11 protein-coding genes are annotated in these 17,875 nt (G+C 46.1%); 8 read left to right on the forward strand and 3 right to left on the reverse strand.

Annotated features, from left to right (window positions below):
• Positions 1–170: 170 nt before the first annotated feature.
• Both SAPGRDRAFT_RS10120 and SAPGRDRAFT_RS10125 read left to right on the forward strand, forming a co-directional pair.
• Positions 171–1,544, forward strand: a complete 1,374-nt coding sequence (locus SAPGRDRAFT_RS10120) for an AAA family ATPase (RefSeq protein WP_002659185.1) — start codon at positions 171–173, stop codon at positions 1,542–1,544.
• Entirely contained in the window at positions 1,516–1,995 is a 480-nt protein-coding gene (locus SAPGRDRAFT_RS10125) for an RloB family protein (RefSeq protein ID WP_002659186.1), read from the forward strand. The genes SAPGRDRAFT_RS10120 and SAPGRDRAFT_RS10125 overlap by 29 nt, the downstream gene beginning before the upstream one ends.
• 210 nt (positions 1,996–2,205) lie before the next feature.
• Here SAPGRDRAFT_RS10125 and SAPGRDRAFT_RS10130 read toward each other — a convergent pair whose 3' ends face one another.
• Positions 2,206–4,833 carry an AAA family ATPase gene (locus tag SAPGRDRAFT_RS10130; protein WP_002659187.1) on the reverse strand — a complete coding sequence of 876 codons (2,628 nt, stop codon included), beginning with the start codon at positions 4,831–4,833 and terminating at the stop codon, positions 2,206–2,208.
• 333 nt (positions 4,834–5,166) lie between these two features.
• On the opposite strand from SAPGRDRAFT_RS10130, the gene SAPGRDRAFT_RS10140 reads away from it, so the two are divergent.
• The 5 genes from SAPGRDRAFT_RS10140 to SAPGRDRAFT_RS23755 all read left to right on the forward strand — a co-directional run bounded on the left by SAPGRDRAFT_RS10140 (position 5,167) and on the right by SAPGRDRAFT_RS23755 (position 12,753).
• On the forward strand, positions 5,167–6,672 hold the full coding sequence (locus SAPGRDRAFT_RS10140) for a sodium:solute symporter (protein WP_002659188.1): 1,506 nt from the start codon (positions 5,167–5,169) through the stop codon (positions 6,670–6,672).
• Positions 6,673–6,737: 65 nt separating this feature from the next.
• Positions 6,738–8,039: an AAA family ATPase gene (locus tag SAPGRDRAFT_RS10145; RefSeq protein ID WP_002659189.1), complete on the forward strand. Its 1,302-nt coding sequence runs from the start codon at positions 6,738–6,740 to the stop codon at positions 8,037–8,039.
• A gap of 203 nt (positions 8,040–8,242) precedes the next feature.
• The gene (locus SAPGRDRAFT_RS10150; RefSeq protein ID WP_002659190.1) at positions 8,243–8,527 is read left to right on the forward strand and encodes a hypothetical protein; all 285 of its coding nucleotides are present in this window, start codon (positions 8,243–8,245) and stop codon (positions 8,525–8,527) included.
• Between the two features lie 421 nt (positions 8,528–8,948).
• The gene (locus tag SAPGRDRAFT_RS10155; RefSeq protein WP_002659191.1) at positions 8,949–9,938 is read left to right on the forward strand and encodes a PorP/SprF family type IX secretion system membrane protein; all 990 of its coding nucleotides are present in this window, start codon (positions 8,949–8,951) and stop codon (positions 9,936–9,938) included.
• Between the two features lie 256 nt (positions 9,939–10,194).
• The gene (locus SAPGRDRAFT_RS23755; RefSeq protein ID WP_002659192.1) at positions 10,195–12,753 is read left to right on the forward strand and encodes an OmpA family protein; all 2,559 of its coding nucleotides are present in this window, start codon (positions 10,195–10,197) and stop codon (positions 12,751–12,753) included.
• 71 nt (positions 12,754–12,824) lie between these two features.
• Here the strand turns inward: SAPGRDRAFT_RS23755 and SAPGRDRAFT_RS10165 are convergent, their stop codons facing one another.
• Positions 12,825–13,496, reverse strand: a complete 672-nt coding sequence (locus SAPGRDRAFT_RS10165; RefSeq protein WP_002659193.1) for a Crp/Fnr family transcriptional regulator — start codon at positions 13,494–13,496, stop codon at positions 12,825–12,827.
• Positions 13,497–13,711: 215 nt separating this feature from the next.
• Positions 13,712–15,502, reverse strand: coding sequence for a BamA/TamA family outer membrane protein (locus SAPGRDRAFT_RS10170; RefSeq protein ID WP_002659194.1), 1,791 nt, complete (start codon positions 15,500–15,502; stop codon positions 13,712–13,714).
• Positions 15,503–15,799: 297 nt separating this feature from the next.
• Here SAPGRDRAFT_RS10170 and SAPGRDRAFT_RS10175 point away from each other — a divergent pair, with 297 nt between their 5' ends.
• Entirely contained in the window at positions 15,800–17,248 is a 1,449-nt protein-coding gene (locus SAPGRDRAFT_RS10175) for an L-serine ammonia-lyase (protein ID WP_002659195.1), read from the forward strand.
• Positions 17,249–17,875: the final 627 nt, after the last annotated feature.

The following is a 17,875-nucleotide window of genomic DNA, read 5'->3' on the forward strand; positions in this document are numbered from 1 at the left end:
AACGCCCCAAAAAAAGGCCTAGCCTTCTTTAGAGAAGAGCAGATGCTAATCGTTAAGCGTAAAAAAAATACTTCAAATGGCACATTGGGGGCTAATAGTCCTATATTGTAGGTTATTAGGCTATAGTTGCGTATAATTTTTACCTAAAGTATTTTATAAAGAGGGCTGCTATGTTAATTCGTTTTATAGTAAATAACCTGTACTCATTTGGTCAGGAGAAAGAGTTTAATATGTTGGCTGCACCCAAGTACAGCAAATTAAAGCATCATAAATATGAATTATCAAAGGGGGGGCGATTGCTTAAGTTGGCGGCTATTTATGGGGCGAATGGAGCGGGTAAATCTAATTTGGTAAAGGCCCTACATATTTTGGAGCGGATCATCAAGCAGCGGAAAATAGGGGTAGATATGCAGTGGGAGCGTTATAAGTATTCGGAAGCGGATGCGCCTATTTACTTGGGGATAGAATTGCATAGGAAGGGAAAAAACTACCTTTATTATATAGAGTTTTTGGGCCAAGAAATTATTCATGAAGAGCTGTATCAAACCTTTTTTGATAAGCAAGAGCCGAAATGTATTTTTGAGCGCAAAAAAGAGGAGAGTGGGCAGACGGTAATTTCTTTACCTGCTTTTTTTCAAAGCAGCAAAGAGGGGCAAATTTTGCAAACGATTATAGTCAATAACTTGCTGAAAAAGTCGGTTCCTTTATTAACTACCTTATCTGATTTGCGACATGAGGCCCTAGAGCAGGTAAGAGAAGTTGTGGATTGGTTTGAGGAGCAACTTGTTATTATTTATCCTAACTCGAAGCCAGTATCTTTTATTCATCGGATTGATAGTGACCCCAATTTTTTGAAATTTGCCAATGAGATGGTCAAGAGTTTTCATACGGGGATAAAGCAACTGTATGTAAGGAAGAGTTTGTTGCATGACTTTTTTGGGGAGGATAATCTACGTTTTGTTTATGAAAATCACCTCAGTAAATTAGAGGCTGGGCAAATAGTTGTGTTAGAAATCAATGAGAAGGAGCAGGTAGAAATAGTGATGGAGGAAGGGAAAGCTATTGTCAAGCAGCTATTATTTCAGCATTATGGTCCAGCAGGTAAAGAAGCGACTTTTTCTATGGGGGAAGAGTCTGATGGGACAATTCGTTTGATCGATTATATTTCTGCTTTTAGTGGAATGGTTAATGAGGCCCAAGTATATATTATAGATGAATTGGAGCGGAGTATACATCCTGTTATTATGAAGGCTTTGATTCGGAAGTTTGCAGAAGACAGTTCGACAAAGGGGCAGCTAATCTTTACTACACATGAATCTAACTTATTAGACCATACGATTTTCAGACGAGATGAAATTTGGTTTGCAGAGAAGGATAAGAAGGCTTGTACAGATCTTTATCCCTTGAGTGAATACAAAGAACATCATAGCAAAGATATTCAGAAAGGCTACCTACATGGCCGATATAGTGCTATTCCTTTTTTAACTAATCTCAAGGATTTAAACTGGCAGGCCTATGAAGCTGAAAAAACAAATAACCTATAGTAAAAAGGAAGCCTATAGAGATGCTACGCTTTTTATCATTATTTGTGAGGGCCAAAAAACGGAGCCAGCTTATTTTAGCTACTTTGATCGCCTAACCTCTAGGTTAAAGGTATTACCATTATTTAATGAGGAGGGAAAAAGTGCGCCCAAACATCTTGTCGGTTTAGCGACTACGGCTTATCAAAGGTATGCTAACACGGGGCCAATAAGTATTTGGATTGTTATTGATGTAGACCGTTGGAAGGCCCAAATTCCTAAGCTACAAAAAGATTGTAAAGAGAAAAACTGGAAGCTTTCAATTTCTAACCCCTGCTTTGAAGTCTGGCTCAATGCACATAGCGAAAAGCCAACTTTACCCAATAATATAGCGAATTGTAAAGATTGGAAGCCTCATGTAGCCAGGGCCTTTGCTGGGGAGGGTTTAATCCTCAAAAAGATCCCATATTTTTAGCTAGAGCGATTAGCAGTAGCCGAAAGGAGTATCAGGCTGACGGTTATTTACCTAAAGAAGGCTGTACACAGCTTTATGTATTAGGAGAGGAGCTCTACCAACATTGTAAGTCCTTTTTTGAAGAATAATTTTATTGTAGAGGCCCCCCAAAAAACGCCTAGTCTTCTTTAGAGAAGACTAGGCCTAGTCATTTATAGAAGGGCTATAGATTTAGCCGCGGTGATTAAAGCCAATAGAGCCGGGGCGTTGTTCGTCTTGTTCGATCAGGCGAAAATCCTGTAGATCGGTGGCCTTGATCGTTTTGACCATTTCGTGGCTGCGTTCGGCATGAGAGATGCTGGCCAAGCGGAGGTTTTGGCGGCGCACCACCTCATCTACCACCTTGCGGATGCTACGGGCATTGCCAAAATACTTATGCTTGTGGTCCAGCAGGTCTTGAATATAATTTTGGAGCAGCTTGCTGGCCTCCTCATCCAGATAAAGATCTTTTTGCTCGCACATATCCGAGGCAATTTGGAAGAGTTCTTCTGCGGTATAATCCTTAAACTTGAGGGTACGATCAAAGCGAGAGAGCAGGCCGGGGTTGCTTTCTAGAAACTGCCGCATTTCCTTGGGGTAACCGGCGACAATGACCATAAACTCCCCTCTTTTGTCCTCCATGCGTTTGAGCAAAGTATCTACGGCTTCCTTGCCAAAATCGCCTTGGCCGCCTTGGGTGAGCGCATAAGCCTCATCAATAAAGAGGCCGCCGCCCATAGCTTTCTCGATAGCTTCATCGGTTTTGATGGCCGTTTGGCCAGTATAGCCAGCCACCAAATCTTTGCGGTCGGTTTCTACCAAATGGCCACGTTCCAAAACGCCTAAGGCTTTATAGATTTTGACCAGAATGCGGGCCACAGTCGTTTTTCCTGTACCGGGGTTTCCGACAAAAACGGTATGTAGCGAAAAGGCCTTCTTCACATCGCGGCCAATTTCGGTATAGTAGCGGACCAATTTGGCCACTTCATCCACATCTCTTTTGACATCTTCTAGGCCAACCAGGCTATGCAGCTCATTGAGGGCCTCTTGCAAAAGGGGTTCATCAATGGGAATATGCACCTTGGCTTTATTGCTTAGGCCAAAGGCTTTTTCTACATCTTCTAGGATTACGGTAGAGAGTTGTTCGGCCTCCATTTTTTCCATTTCCTCAATGCCTAGGCGCATCAGGCGAAGGGCCATATTCTGCTTACATTCCTCAATCACGCCATTGATAAAGCGGGCATTGCCAAAATTATCATTGCGGCCACGATAAGCCTCGACCACCTTGCGATTAAGAAACTTGAGGGTTGCTTCATCTAGTTTGATATCGCGTTTTTCGGCGGCATAATCGGCAATTTGCATTAGCTCATCGGGCCGATAATCGGGGAAGTGAATTGTAGACTGAATCCGCGAGCTCATGCCTGGATTCTTATGGACAAAGAGGTTCATCTCTTTGGGGTAGCCGGCAAAGATGACCGCAATATCGCCAGCGCCATCAGACATCTCTTTAATAAGGACCTCAATAACTTCCTTACCAAAATCTTTTCCGTCATCGCCACGATCGGATAGGGCATAGGCTTCATCGACGAAGAGGATACCGCCACGGGCCTTATCAATAGCTTTTTTGACCTTGGGAGCGGTTTGGCCGATATATTCTCCAACCAAATCTACTCGGCCCACCTCATGCACTTGGCCTTTAGATAGGAGGCCGAGGCTGGCATAAATTTGCCCGAGCATTTTGGCCACGGTTGTTTTACCCGTGCCGGGGTTGCCCATAAAGACCGTATGCAAATTGATAGCGGCATTTTCCTTAAAGCCTTTTTCCTTACGGATTTGGATAAACTTGAGGTAAGTGGCCAGTTCATCAATCTGTTGTTTGACGGATTCTAGGCCAATCAGGGCATTGAGTTCGGCCACGGCCTCCTCATAGCTGAGTTTTTTCACTTCTTCCTCGCCTTCTTCGGTTTGTTGGCCCAAGGTTGTTGTTTTGCGGCCAGCAATTTGGAAAGGCATTTTACCTTGCAGGGCTTCTTCTTCTTGGCCCACTTCAAAGGGGACCACCCCTAGGAGTTGGTCCATGAAAATAATTTCTAGGGTATAGCGATCTTCAAACCAATAGCCGCCTTTATCGAGGCCATAGCCGGTATCGAAGCTTAGTTGCTGCCGTTTATCGGTAATTTCTGAGAAATACTCCATATAGGCCTTATGTTGGCCGGCATCATTATAGAAATTAAATTGAAACTCTAGGGGAAGCAGCTCCTCCTCTTTGAGGAGATCCACGGCCATTTCGATATTGATATAGCGAGTTTTGGCTTGAGAAAAGACCTGAAGATATTGGCGCTTTTCTAAATCAAGGCCTTCGCCATCGCTTTCGAAGAGGCGAACCTGTTTAATTTTGAGGTAGGGGTTTTCGGTGGGGGTCACTAGGCCGCCATCGGTAACATAAAAGTGGCTAGTGCCGATAAAATCGTCTCCGATATAGGCATCCCAGCGATACTTGCCTTTTTTCCACCAGCCGGGCTGCGGGGTTCCCCAGCCTTCACGCACATAAAAGACATTAGTATCCTTACTGACCTTAAAGTCTTTTTTGAGTTCGCAGAGTTGTTCTTCTGTGGCTTCGTTTGTACATATTAGGCGCAGGCTAATATTCCAATCTTTTTCATCGAACAATTTATTATAGAGGGCCATTTCTGCGTAGATATAACGAGCTTCTGACTCATCATATACCCGTCTATATTTCTTTACATTTTGGTAGAGGTTTTCTACCGAGCCAAACACCTTGAGGTGTTTGAATTTATAGTTTCCGCCTAGGGCACTCATATTCTTGGATTAAAAATTCGGTTAATTTTGGGGACTTTTGTGTCCTTAAAAATACAACTTTTTCAAACTTTTGCCTGCTATCTCTGCCAAAGAGTTTGTTTGGCTCTTTTTAGGGCTTAAATTTGGGCCAAATGGCGGGCTGCGGCAAGGCGGCAAAGCCGCCTTGGGCCCGAAGGGCCAATGGCCCAGCGCTGCGGAGGGGTGGCCGAAGGCCAGACCGAAGGCGAAACGAAGTGTAGCCTGAAGGGCCGAACAGCCCTGTGAGCCCCGCAGCATAGCGGCGGCCGCCCCAAATTGAAGGGCGGCCGCGGGCCCCAAGAAAAAATAAAAACTATGAACTATCCACTACAACTATCGGCGGCTTGGATTCTGCTTTTGCTTTTGGGCTATTTTATCTTTTTGAGTCTGCTCTCCTTTTGGCAGAGTCGGGGAAACAGCAGTAATGCGGCCTTTTATCGGGCGAATCGGGCGGCGCCCTGGCCTTTGGTGGCTTTTGGGATGATTGGGGCCTCTTTATCGGGCGTAACTTTTATTTCCATACCGGGCGTAGTGGGGGCTGGGGGGCTCAATCAGGGCTTTTCCTATATGCAGGTTGTTTTGGGTTATTTGGCGGGTTATCTGGTGATTGCAGAGGTTTTATTGCCCTTGTATTATCGCTTGCGTTTGACCTCCATTTATAGTTATTTGCAGGGGCGATTTGGGGATTGGACCTATAAAACGGGGGCTAGTTTATTCCTGTTATCGAGGACCCTAGGGGCGGCTTTTCGCTTATATCTGGTGGTTTTGGTTTTAGACAGCATTTTGCGCTTGGGCGGTTGGGAAATACCGCTTTGGGCGATCACTTCAGGCGCTGTACTTTTGATTTGGACCTACACCTTTCGCTCTGGATTACAGACGATTATCTGGACCGATAGCTTGCAAACGGGCATGATGTTACTGGCCTTGGGCTTTAGTTTGTACTACCTTTTATCGGGTATGGAGTTGGGGGCTGTTGAGAGTTTTTCGGCCCTAGATGCGGCCAATTTGGGACAATTTTTCTTTTGGGAAGATGGTTGGAGCAACCCCAATAACTTCTTCAAGCAGTTTTTGTCGGGCATGTTTATCACGATTGTCATGACGGGTTTGGACCAAGACATGATGCAAAAAAACTTGGCCTGCAAAGACCTTAAATCGGCCAAAAAGAATATGTATAGCTTTAGCGCTATCTTGTTGATTGTTAATTTTTTATTCCTTTGGATGGGGGGGCTTTTGTTCTTGTACATGCAGCAAAAAGGCCTAGATTTTCCGATGCGGGGCGATAAAATTGCCTATGATTTGATTTATCCGCAATTGGCCCTCACCCAGCTGCCGCTCTTCATGGGTATTTGTTTTTTGTTAGGTTTGGTGGCGGCGGCCTACTCTAGTGCGGATTCTGCTTTGACGGCCCTAACGACCTCCTTTAGCATAGATATTTTGGGGATGTCGGAAGAGGATGAGACAGCGGAATCTAAGCAAGTTCGGCAGCGGGTGCACCTCTTTTTTTCGGCCTTATTGGTGGGCGTTATTTTGTTGTTTGCCTACATCAATGAGCAGTCGGTGATCAATCAATTATTTAAGGCGGCGGGCTATACCTATGGGCCATTATTGGGCCTTTATAGCTTTGGGTTGTTTAGCAAAAGGCGGGTCAAAGACCAATATATTCCCTTTTTGGCGATTGGGGCGCCCTTGCTCAGTTTTGGCATCAATTACTATTCAGAAGAGTTATTCTGGGGCTACAAATTTGGCTTTGAAATCTTATTGTTGAATGGAGGATTGATGTTGTTGGGGCTGTTGCTTTTGTCGAGGCGGATGAAAGTTTAAAGCCATTTATTTGCTTTTATTTATGGTTTTTCTGCTGTATATTTACATGAAATAGTAGAAAACTTATGATTATAGAACTTACAGTAGAAAACTTTGGTCCTATCCAAGAAGCTCAGACCCTATCGTTTGAGGCGAATAAGGCGGAGCATTTAAGTGAATATTATATTCATCGGCCCAATAGTAAATTGAAGCTGCTTAAGTTGCTGTATATTTTTGGTCCCAATGCTTCAGGTAAAAGTAGTTGGTTGAAGGCCTTAAAACTTATGCGTGAGCTACAACTAGATGCGGCTAACGATAAAAGCGATAAAATTGACTATCAACCCTTTTTGTTTTGTGATAATCCACTAGAAAAGGATAGTGCGCTGAGTATTCGTTTTATTCATGAAGGGATTGAGTTTGACTACTATTTTCGCTTTAATCAAGAAGCAATTTTAGAGGAAAGTCTACATTATTATGAACCTCGTCGGGCGCTTGTTTATGAGCGAAAAACAGATTTAGCCAAGCAATTGAGTGAAATCAATTGGGGTTCTAAGATTAAACTCTCTGCAATAGAGCAGGAAAGTCTAAAGACTCATGTACTCTGGAACCGCACTGTTTTGGGGGCCTTTCATAAGGCCAATACAGATTGTCGAGAGTTAAGAATTGCGCTTTCTTGGTTTAAGGAGGTCTTGCATCCTATGATCTCTCCAGAAACAAAATTGACTAACTTCATATCTAGCAAATTAGATCAAGGAACTTTAGATAAGGAGCTCTTTTTGTCTTTTCTAAAAAAAGCAGACCTAAAGATAGAGAATGTGTTTTTTGAGGAACAAGAGGACTGGCCCGTGCGAATAAAAAAGGTCTTGAAACAAGATCCTGACTTAGCCAAGGCCTTGAAAGAGACTGGTATTAAACATAAAAGGGTCCGAATTGAACATTTGGTCAAAGGGGAGGAGGAAAGCAAGAGCTATCTATTAGATTTAAAACAAGAATCTCAAGGCACAAAACGCTATTTTGGTTTTAGTGGCTTGCTCGCTATTCTGGCCAGTCAAGCAGCTATTTTCTCTATTGATGAGGTAGGCAGCTCCTTGCATCCCGAACTATTAGAGCATTTTCTGCTTAGCTTTTTACTCAATAGTCAGCCCAATTCACAGCTTATTCTCAGCACCCACCAAAGAGAGCTTTTGCGCTCTAAGGATATTCTGCGGGCCGATGCCATTTGGTTTACAGAAAAACAAGCCAATGGGGCTTCAGCGCTTTTCTCTTTAGCTGATTTTGAGGCTAAAGATTTTCGCTCTTCAGAGGCTTACTATCATGCCTATGAAAAAGGAAGACTTGGTGCAATTCCCAATTTAGATGATCCCTATAATTCCTTAGCCAATGAGTAGAAGTATAAGGCGACAAAGATATTTGAAGTGAAAATGGGTTTATGAGATGAGTGAACTAAGATCAACAGAAGATGTCAAAAACTTTCTGGAGTATTCCTTTAATGCAGCTCTCGATAGTATTTAGAAGTTAACAGGGGTTCCTCGGCCAGGCCGGGGAGCCTTTTTCTATTATTTCCCTATCTTTGCCCAAAAGCCACAAAATTATGAGAGTTATTGGATATTTAGAAGAGGTCACCGACATGAAGGTCACCTTTTTCGAGCAGGGGTTACGCTACAGCATCAAGTTTGAAGATGGCCTCTATGAGCAAACCTACAAATTTAGACAAGGCGAGGGAATGAGCAACCTCAAAGAGCTCAAAGCCTTGGTCGATCAGCCTTTTTTGGAGGCCGTCCGGGCCCAATTTGAGCAAATGAGAGAGCAGATCAGCGGGCTGCTCAGCCGCCAATTTCCGGCCCAAGAAGAAACCGAATCCATCTTCATTATTTAAAAGAGAAAGCCTTTCTGAATCGCTCCTAATACACTGTTATTAGGGGCGATTTTTTTGGGGCTGCCCCTCCCTGCGGTCGGGTCGGGCTATGTCGCAGCTCGCTGTTCGCTCGGCCCTGCGGCGCTAAAGCGCCTGGGTCTGGCCCTTTGGGCCACTGCTTTCTATCCCTCAGCCTGCGGCCCTTCGGGCCTGTTCACCGCAAAAAAAGGCCCTTAGCCCGCTTATTTCTAATAAACTAGGGGGCTGCAATGGACAAGCCAAAGCCCAAAAACGTTTTTTAACTGCATCTGTAGGGATAAGAATCGAAAATTATTCTTTTCCAAAACTTAAATGCTATTTTTGTGAGGGTTTGGACCAGAAAATACAGATGCATTTGGGCCCCCTCGCAAAATGACTTTCCTCTTAATAACAATTGACCGATATGAGCGCGCGTATTTTATACACTTTTCTTTTTAGCTGTTTGCTGAGCCTAAGTATGCAGGCCCAGCAAGATCCTATGTTTACCAAATATATGTTCATGCCCATGGCCTATAACCCAGCTTATGCAGGAACAGCCAAGGTGTTGGATATGGGCGTTTTGCACCGCCAACAATGGTGGGGCATAGAAGGGGCACCCATGACGCAGGCCATCAACTTGCACTCTCCCATAGAAGGTAAAAACATTGGATTAGGGCTCAATATGTCTTTGGACCAAATTGCCAACTCTCGGCAGTTTAATGTCTATGGCTCTTTTGCCTATCATATCCCCATCAATAAATCGGTGAAATTGTCTATCGGTATGCAAGGTGGGGTCTCTAACTGGGCTGCCGATTGGACCGACCTAGAACTAGAGGACCTCAACGACCCCGCTTTTCAGAATTTGCAGCCCAACCTTTGGCTACCCAACTTTGGCGGGGGACTCTATCTCTTTTCTGAAAAATGGTTTGTGGGCCTTTCTGCTCCTATGCTGATCAATAATGCGCTGCGCCAAGAAACCAACAACCCCAATATTCCCCTGGCCCAACAATATCGCCACTATTATGTATCGGGTGGAGTGGCTATTCCTCTCAACTCTACTATGGTGTTTCGTCCCTCTTTGCTCGTGAAGCATGTGGGCCTCTTTGAAAAGAATGAACTGAACAATGTGGCGGCGCCTACAGAAATGGATGTAGATCTTTCGCTCTTGTTTAATAATCGCCTCTGGGTAGGGGCTTCTTTCCGTACCGCCCTACAAGTAATTGACCAAACAAGTACCTACGATTCTGTCGATTTCTGGATTTCTATGCGCTTTGAAAATGGCCTCCGTATTGGTGCCGCCTATGATTATACCCTAACCGAACTGCAAGGACCCGCCCAAGGATCTTATGAAATTATGCTGGGCTACGACTTGATGCGCTACAAAGGCAAAACCAAGCACGTCCGTTATTTCTAAAATTAGCTTGAACCCAAGCAAAGAGTAGCAAAAAAAAACGACTAAGTACAGGACCTTTTATGCTGCTCTTTCTGCGTTTGGCAGGCGGCAAAGCCGCCGCAGGCTGAGGGATGGATAAGGGTGGCCGAAGGCCAGACCAAGCAGGCAAAGCCTGCGAAGGGCCGAGCAGACCTGCGAGCCCTGACACAGCCCGACCCGAGCCAAAGGCGAGGGGCAGCCCCAAAATAAAAGCGTCTTGTGCTTAAATAAAACATATATGCGTTATAATAAATCCTTTCTTCTACTACTTTTATTTAGCCTTTTGGGCAGCGGCCTACTAATGGCCCAAAAAGGAAAGTTGCGTAAGGCAAAAGGCCTGATGGAGGACTATAATTATCAGGCCGCTATTGATGTCTATCTAAAGGTGTTGGAGAAGTATGATGAATCAGAGGCCAAACTCAATATTGCAGAATGTTACCGCATGCTCCGCAACTCTGATGAAATGGAGTATTGGTACGGACAAGTGTCGCTGATGCCGCAAGCCCCACCCATTACCCTACTTTATTATGCGCAGGCCCTACAAATGAATGGTAAATGCCAAAAGGCCACCAAATGGGTGAGAGAATACCTTAAACTTATGCCCGATGATACCCGCGCCCGCTTTTTAGAAAAAGGTTGCGAGGAATCTATGGTGGATAATCTTAGGGCCTCCGGAGACCTCTACGACCTAGAGGTACGGCCAGAATTGAGCAGTAATGCCGATGACTTTTCGCCCGTATTATATAAAGATGGCGAAAAAGAAAGAGTGATTATTAGCTCGACCAGAGACCGCGTTAAGTCTAAGTTCCCAGCCAAAATTGTAGAAGATAAATGGACCGAAGACGGCTTTGCCCAACTCTTTGACTTTGAACTCACCCTCAAAGATGAAAAGAAGTATATCTACGATTATGGCAAGCCCGAAAAATACGCCAAAAAGATCCGTAAAACACCCCGCCATATTGGCCCAATTACCTTTAATGCCGACCAAACCCAGGCTTATTTCTCAGCAACAGACCTAGACGGTAAGGCCGGAAATGAAGATGGCGTGCTCCGCCAAAAAATCTATCTGGTCAATAAAAAAGGCGATAAATGGGATAAACCCGAAGGGGTGGTCTTCAATGATGAAGGCTATAATGTGATGCACCCCTCTTTGTCTAAGGATGGAACAATGCTCTTTTTTGCCTCCGATATGCCCGGGGGATTTGGTGGACTAGATCTCTATGCCTCTTATATGGAGGGTGGCCGCTGGTCGGTGCCCGTCAATTTAGGCCCCACCGTAAACACAGAAGGCGATGAGGCTTTCCCCTTTGCCCATGGCGAAGGCGTCGATATGACCCTCTATTTTGCCTCTAATGGCCTAATTGGCCTTGGTGGACTAGACATTTATAAGGTGACCGAAAGCTATGGCGCCTGGCTAGATCCCGTCAACCTCGGCTACCCGATCAATAGTAATAAGGACGATTTCTCGATTACGATGAATGAAACCAAAACTTACGGACTGATCGCTTCTAATCGCGATAATGGCGAGGGCCAAGGCGATGAGGGCGTAGGCGACCAAATTTATAGCTTCACGAAGCTGTCTATCTCTGTAGAAGTTATCGTTTTTGATAAAACAACCGAAATGCCCATTGAAGGCGCTACGGTCTATACCGCCTGTAGCTCCGTAGATAGCTATACCACCAACCGAGATGGTAAGGCCTTCTTGGAAGTAGGGCTCGATAATCCCTGCGATTTTGCCGCAGAAATGCTCAACTATCGCCCCAATAATGTTCGTACAAAGGCCGCAGATATCAAACCCGGCCAAACAGTCGTTATCCAAATTCCCCTAGACCTCGAAAGAGTGTTTGATGTAGGAGGTACCGTAATCGATGGCTATTCCGAACAGCCCCTAGGCAATGCCTTGGTCCGCCTAAAATCAGATTGTGAAGGAACACTCAATGAACTCTCTACCCTAACCGATGAAACTGGCTATTACGAATTCCTCGAAATCAATGAGGATTGCGATTACCAACTGATCGTTTCTAAAGATGGCTATACCAAGTCTTCTTCTACCTTTACCACCAGAAATATCGGCAAAGGAGATGAAGCGATCGAGGTGGATTTGGCCATCAACTGCCTACCCGGCACCGCCGATTGCCCCGACCAAAAGAAGTTTCCCGAAGATTGCCTCCCCACAGGCAAACAAGATGAAAATGGCTATGATGAATGTGAGGACCAAAAAGGCAATAAGAATTATATCGATGTCAATGGCAATACCATCTATATGGTCACGCCAGAAGGCGATACCATCTGGTTCCAACGACCAGAAGGCGTACCCGAAATTGTACACATTTTCTACGATTTTAATAGAGCCAATATCCGCCCCGATGCCCGACCCGGCCTAGATTCTTTGGTGGCCTTCCTCCAAATGTTCCCCCAAGCTTCTGTACGCTTTACTTCTCATACCGATGCCCGCGGAAAAAGACGCAGTAATCAACGCCTCTCTAACCGCCGCGCCGAATCGGTGGTCCGATACCTCATGAGAAAAGGAATTCCAAAAAAACGCCTGAAAGCTAACGGTATGGGCGAAAAAGTAATGCTCAACGATTGCTATGATGGCATCCCCTGTACCGAAGAGGAACATCAGGAAAATCGCCGTACAGAGTTTACTATTATCGACTGGAAAGAGGACGGTACCGAACTCAAATCACTCAAACGTATGGAGGGCATTAACGTAGACCCCTGCCAAGATTGCCCTTCTGCCCCCGAAGTAGAAGAAGAAAATGCTAGAAACGAATCTACTTCTAGCACTAACTAAAAGCAGCTGCATAAGCACATAAAAAAAGACCACTTTCTCTAAAGAAAGTGGTCTTTTCTATTCCCCAAAACCTATTCCCGATTCCAGTTCTCTAAGGCCTCTGGCTCCAACAATAATTCAATTTTATTGCGACCCAAACGAAGCAGCTCCTTGCGCTCCAATTTCTTGAGCAAACGAGAAACCGCCTCCCTAGAAGCATTCAGCTCCCGAGCAATTTCCTGATGCGTGGTGTTGAGCATCTTCTGACCCAAAGAACGCGACTTGCTAGCCAAATAACGCAGCAAACGCTCGTCCATCTTCAAAAAGGCAATGTTGTCTAAAGCACTAAATAATTCCTCAAAACGATTGTTGTAAGAGGTCATCACAAACTCCCGCCAACTCCGATATTGCCCCATCCAATCTTCCATCTTTTGCAAAGGAATAAAAATAACCTGACTGGGCTCCTCCGTAATAGTCCGAATCTCACTCTTCCGACGCATCATGCAACAGGTAAAAGCCATCGCACAGGTGTCACCCCCATTGAGGTAGTACAAAAATAATTCATTGCCGTCATCAGACTGACGCAAAACTTTTATACTCCCCTCTATCATCAAGGGCACATAACGAATGTAATCGCCATAGTCCATTAAGGTCTCATTGGCATCAAATGCTCGCAAAGTCGAACATTCTACAATTTCATTTTGCAATTCTAGTTCCGTGAGTAAGGGAAAAGATTTGCGGATAAGGTGTGTCGTTAATTCCATCTTTAGTAGGACTTGTTTTTTTATTAGCTGATTATTTTTAGGGGCCTCCCCAGCGGCCCGTTGGGCCTCGGGGCGGGCTGTGCAGCAGCTCGCTGTTCGCTCGGCCCTGCGCCGCCTGCGGCGGCTGGGTCTGGCCCTTTGGGCCACTGCCTTCCATCCCTAGGCCGCACAACAGTTTTCTAGCTATTAAGCTGCCGCCCCTGGCCCGCTGTCACTTAAAAGCGATTTAGGTAGCCAAAATGAATTTTTGCATTGCGAAACAAAATAGCATTTTCCCAATAGTTTCCCAAAGCATAACTTATTGCAAATACCCCCACCGGGGTCTCTAATGCCAATCCGGCCCCAAAAGCATAAGTTTTACGTTGATTATTAGACTGCTCAAACTGAGCCAACTCCCCAAATAGGTAGCTGTAGCTGTTCTGTCCCAAAATATAACGAACTTCTAAACTGACCAAATGATAATATTCAGAGAGGATGCTTTGTTCATCAAATGCCCTTAAAAGTTGCTGCCCCCCCAAACGAAATAATTCATTGTCATACTTTTCTGCCGAACCAAGTAGGTAGCCCATCCGATGACGACCCATAATACTGAGCTGCCTCAATAGGGGCTGGTAATATTGTAAGTCGGTCTCTAACTGGTATTGAGCCACCGCACTGACACTATCGTAAAGCTGCCCAAAATCAAAGTCCAAATCAGCCGGGTCCCTTAAGTTCAATATAGCCGAATTGGACCTTACACTTTTCTGCCCCAAACTCCCCTTTACCCCCAATATAACCCCCCGCCTAGGGTTCCAACGATAATCTACCCGCCTCAACTGATAGGCCAAACCCAACATGTTCTGCCGACTATCCACCAAGCTGGGCAGTTTCCGACTCCGCAAAACCGCTAAGGTGTCCATCTGCTGAACACTCGTACTACTGTTTTTCCAAAAAGCAGTCAATTCCTGGTTCCCGTCAAAAAGATAAGTAATCCCCAACTCCCCAATGATGTCAATATAAGTGCTGTCTCTCCGGTAAATAGAAAAGTCCGCCGCCAAACCCAATGGCGTCCTAAAGATATAAGGGGCCGAATAGGCCAAGTTCAATTCCGAACGACCCGTCTCAAATTGTTGCCAGTTGCCCAATATCCGCTGCCCCCGCCCAAAAGGATTTAAGAGCTCTATGTCTACCTGCCCCGTAAATTTGAACTTTGGAGCTGGAGAAACCGCATTGTCATTGGGCAATATCCCAAAGATGATATCAAAGCGACTGGCGTTTTTCTTCTGCACAAATAAAATAGGCCGAGCCAAATTCCCCTCAAATAGAATGTAGGGATCAGCCGTTAGGGCCAAAAAAGGAAGCTCGGCTATCCGCTTGCGAATAGCCTGTATTTTCCGCTCATCATAGAGCTGGCCCTGCTTTAGCCCCAAATAACGAGACAAAAATCCCTTGCGAATAGGAGAAGGACCTTTCTTTTTCCCCTTCCTCCGAATATCCAAACTATCTAAGCGAATCAATGGCCCTTGCTCCAATAAGAGCTGGGCCGAAATATCCCGCCCCGCTATTTGGTTCAGCTGCCAATGGGTCTGCGCAAAAGGATAACCATGGCGCTCGGCATATTCCAATAAGGCCAATTCTAGCTCATCAATTTGGACCATAGAAAAAACCCGGCCCTCCAAATCCCAATACTTTGGCCCCAAGGCCGCCAACTGATAAGGCGAAATGCTATCTAAAGCCAAAGCATCTAGCCGATAGACGGGCCCCAAAATAACCGGCAAGACATAAGTCTGACTATCCAATTGCCTCGGCACACCCAATTGGGCCTCCAAATAACCCAACTGATGTAGCCTAGCCAATTGTTTGGGCCAGTATTGCTGCAAGGCCACAGCCGTTAAACCCTCAGGCACTGCCTCCTTCTTGAGCCAGCGCTTGGGCAAACTGTCTAAAGGAAAGGCTAAGGAAAATTGCTGCCCATAAACAACAATAGTAGAAAATAAACAAAGCAAAAATATAAGCAAAGAAGGCATAGACTAAGCTGTTTTGAAGAGAGGGGACCATAAGGTTGTTTGCATAAGGGCTTTAGCCCGCCCTTATGGCTGAGGGATGGTAGGGGGGGGCCGTAGGCCAGACCAAGCTTTTGAGCAAAGCGAAAAAGCGCAGGGCCGAGCAGACCTGCGAGCCCCCGAACAGCCCGACCCGAAGGCCCATAGGGCCGTAGGGGCAGCCCCAAATAAATAATAACAAAACTTTTAAGGGATTTGAAGTAGAGGACTTAGGCGAATTGAATAAAGATTGTAATTTCGTCTGTACAGAAAACAACAACTATGCAAGAGGATTCATTAAGCGTTTTTGATATGTTTAAGGTGGGCGTTGGCCCCTCGAGCTCACATACGCTGGGCCCCTGGAATGCCATGCTGCACTTTATTCACAAACGACTTGGGGCCGAGAATTGGCCAAAGGTAAAACAAATTCGGCTAGAGCTTTATGGCTCTTTGGCCAAAACTGGCATTGGCCACGGAACCGATATTGCGGTGCTGATGGGCCTGCTCAATGAGGACCCCAAAACAACAGATACCGACCTGATCGGGGCCCGTATTCAAGATATTAAGGCCAGTAAACGCATTTTGCTGGCCGGCCAAATAAAGGTCCCTTTTTGCTATGAACAAGACCTGCAGTTTTGGCCCGAAAACCTGCCGTATCACCCCAATGGCCTAAAGGTGAAGGCCTTTTTAACCAATAAAACCCTAGAGGAAACCTATTATTCAATAGGCGGCGGCTTTATTGAATGGGCCTCGGCCCTAGATCATGGCCCCATCCAAAAAGAAGAAGATTTTCCAGAACTGGTCACCAGCTATTCGGTCCGAAAAGCCAAGGATATTCTCAATTATTGCCAAGCTATGAATGGCGCCTCAATTAGCCAGTTTGTTTTGGAACGAGAGAAACAATGGCGGCCCGCAGAAAATAGCCTGCTACAGGCCTGGGATATCTGGGAGGTCATGAAGGCCTGTGTCTATAAGGGTTGCCACCAAACGGGAATCTTGCCCGGTGGCTTGCAGGTGCACCGCCGGGCTAACCGCATGATGAAACGCCTGTTGGGCGAACAAGTTAGCTATAGCAATGCCCAAGAATGGATCGGCCTGATCCGAGGCAAACAACATGCTCATCAAGATATTTTTAAGTGGGTCAGCTGCTTTGCGCTCTCCGCCAATGAGGAAAATGCCGCCTTTGGCCGAGTGGTTACGGCCCCTACCAATGGGGCTTCTGGCGTGATTCCCGCCGTGCTGATGTACTATATTTGCTTTGCCGATAACTTTAAGAAGGAGAATATCGCTCGTTTCCTCCTAACGGCTGGACAGGTGGGGGTTTTGTTCAAAATCAATGCAACCATCTCCGCAGCTATGGGCGGCTGCCAGGCCGAGATTGGGGTGTCTTCGGCCATGGCCGCCGCTGCCCTGACCGAATGCCTGGGCGGTAGCTACGAGCAGGCTTTAATCGCTGCCGAAATTGCCATGGAACACCATCTGGGCCTTACCTGCGACCCTATTGGGGGACTGGTCCAAATCCCCTGTATTGAGCGAAATAGCATGGGGGCCATTAAGGCCATCAATGCCGCCTACCTGGCCCTAGAAACCGACCCCAAGCAAGCTAGAGTCGCCCTAGATGAGGTTATTCTGGCCATGTGGGAAACCGCCCAAGATATGAACTTTAAGTATAAGGAAACCGCAGAGGGAGGGCTGGCTGTGCAGGTGCCTATTGGCCTTTCTGAATGTTAGGAGGAGGATTTGGGGCTGCCCCTACGGCCCTTTGGGCCTTCGGGTCGGGCTGTGTCGGGGCTCGCAGCTCTGCTCGGCCCTGCGCTTTTTCGCTGCGCTCAAAAGCTGGGTCTGCGGCTTCGCCGCCCCCCTATCCATCCCTCAGCCGATGCGCTGGCCAAAGGCCAGCGCAGGCCCTTAGCCCTAGGCTATAGGGTAGCATTGAAGCCAAGCAGCCCTATCTGTTTTTGCTGTGTTCTAGAGGACTAAATAGGAGCTAAGGCCTAGGGGCTTTGGCTCCTTTTTTCTGCGATTTGAGTGTGTTTAAAACTTTGTGTTTCTCCTTTGTCCCTAAGCGACTATTGGCCAAATCCTAAAAAGTTAAAGCCCCAAATTTTATTCGGACACACAAAATCCTGAACAGTCCTGAACAGTCCCTCTCGATGGGTATGGGTACCCCTCTTGATGGGTATGGGTACCCCTCTCGATGGGTATAGGTACCCCTCTTGACGGGTATGGGTACCCCTCTCGATGGGTATGGGTGCCCCTCTCGATGGGTATGGGTACCCCTCTCGATGGGTATGGGTACCCCTCTTGACGGGTATAGGTATCCCTCTTGACGGGTATAGGTACCCCTCTTGACGGGTA

Source organism: Saprospira grandis DSM 2844 (assembly GCF_000275825.1).
GTDB lineage: Bacteria > Bacteroidota > Bacteroidia > Chitinophagales > Saprospiraceae > Saprospira > Saprospira grandis_A.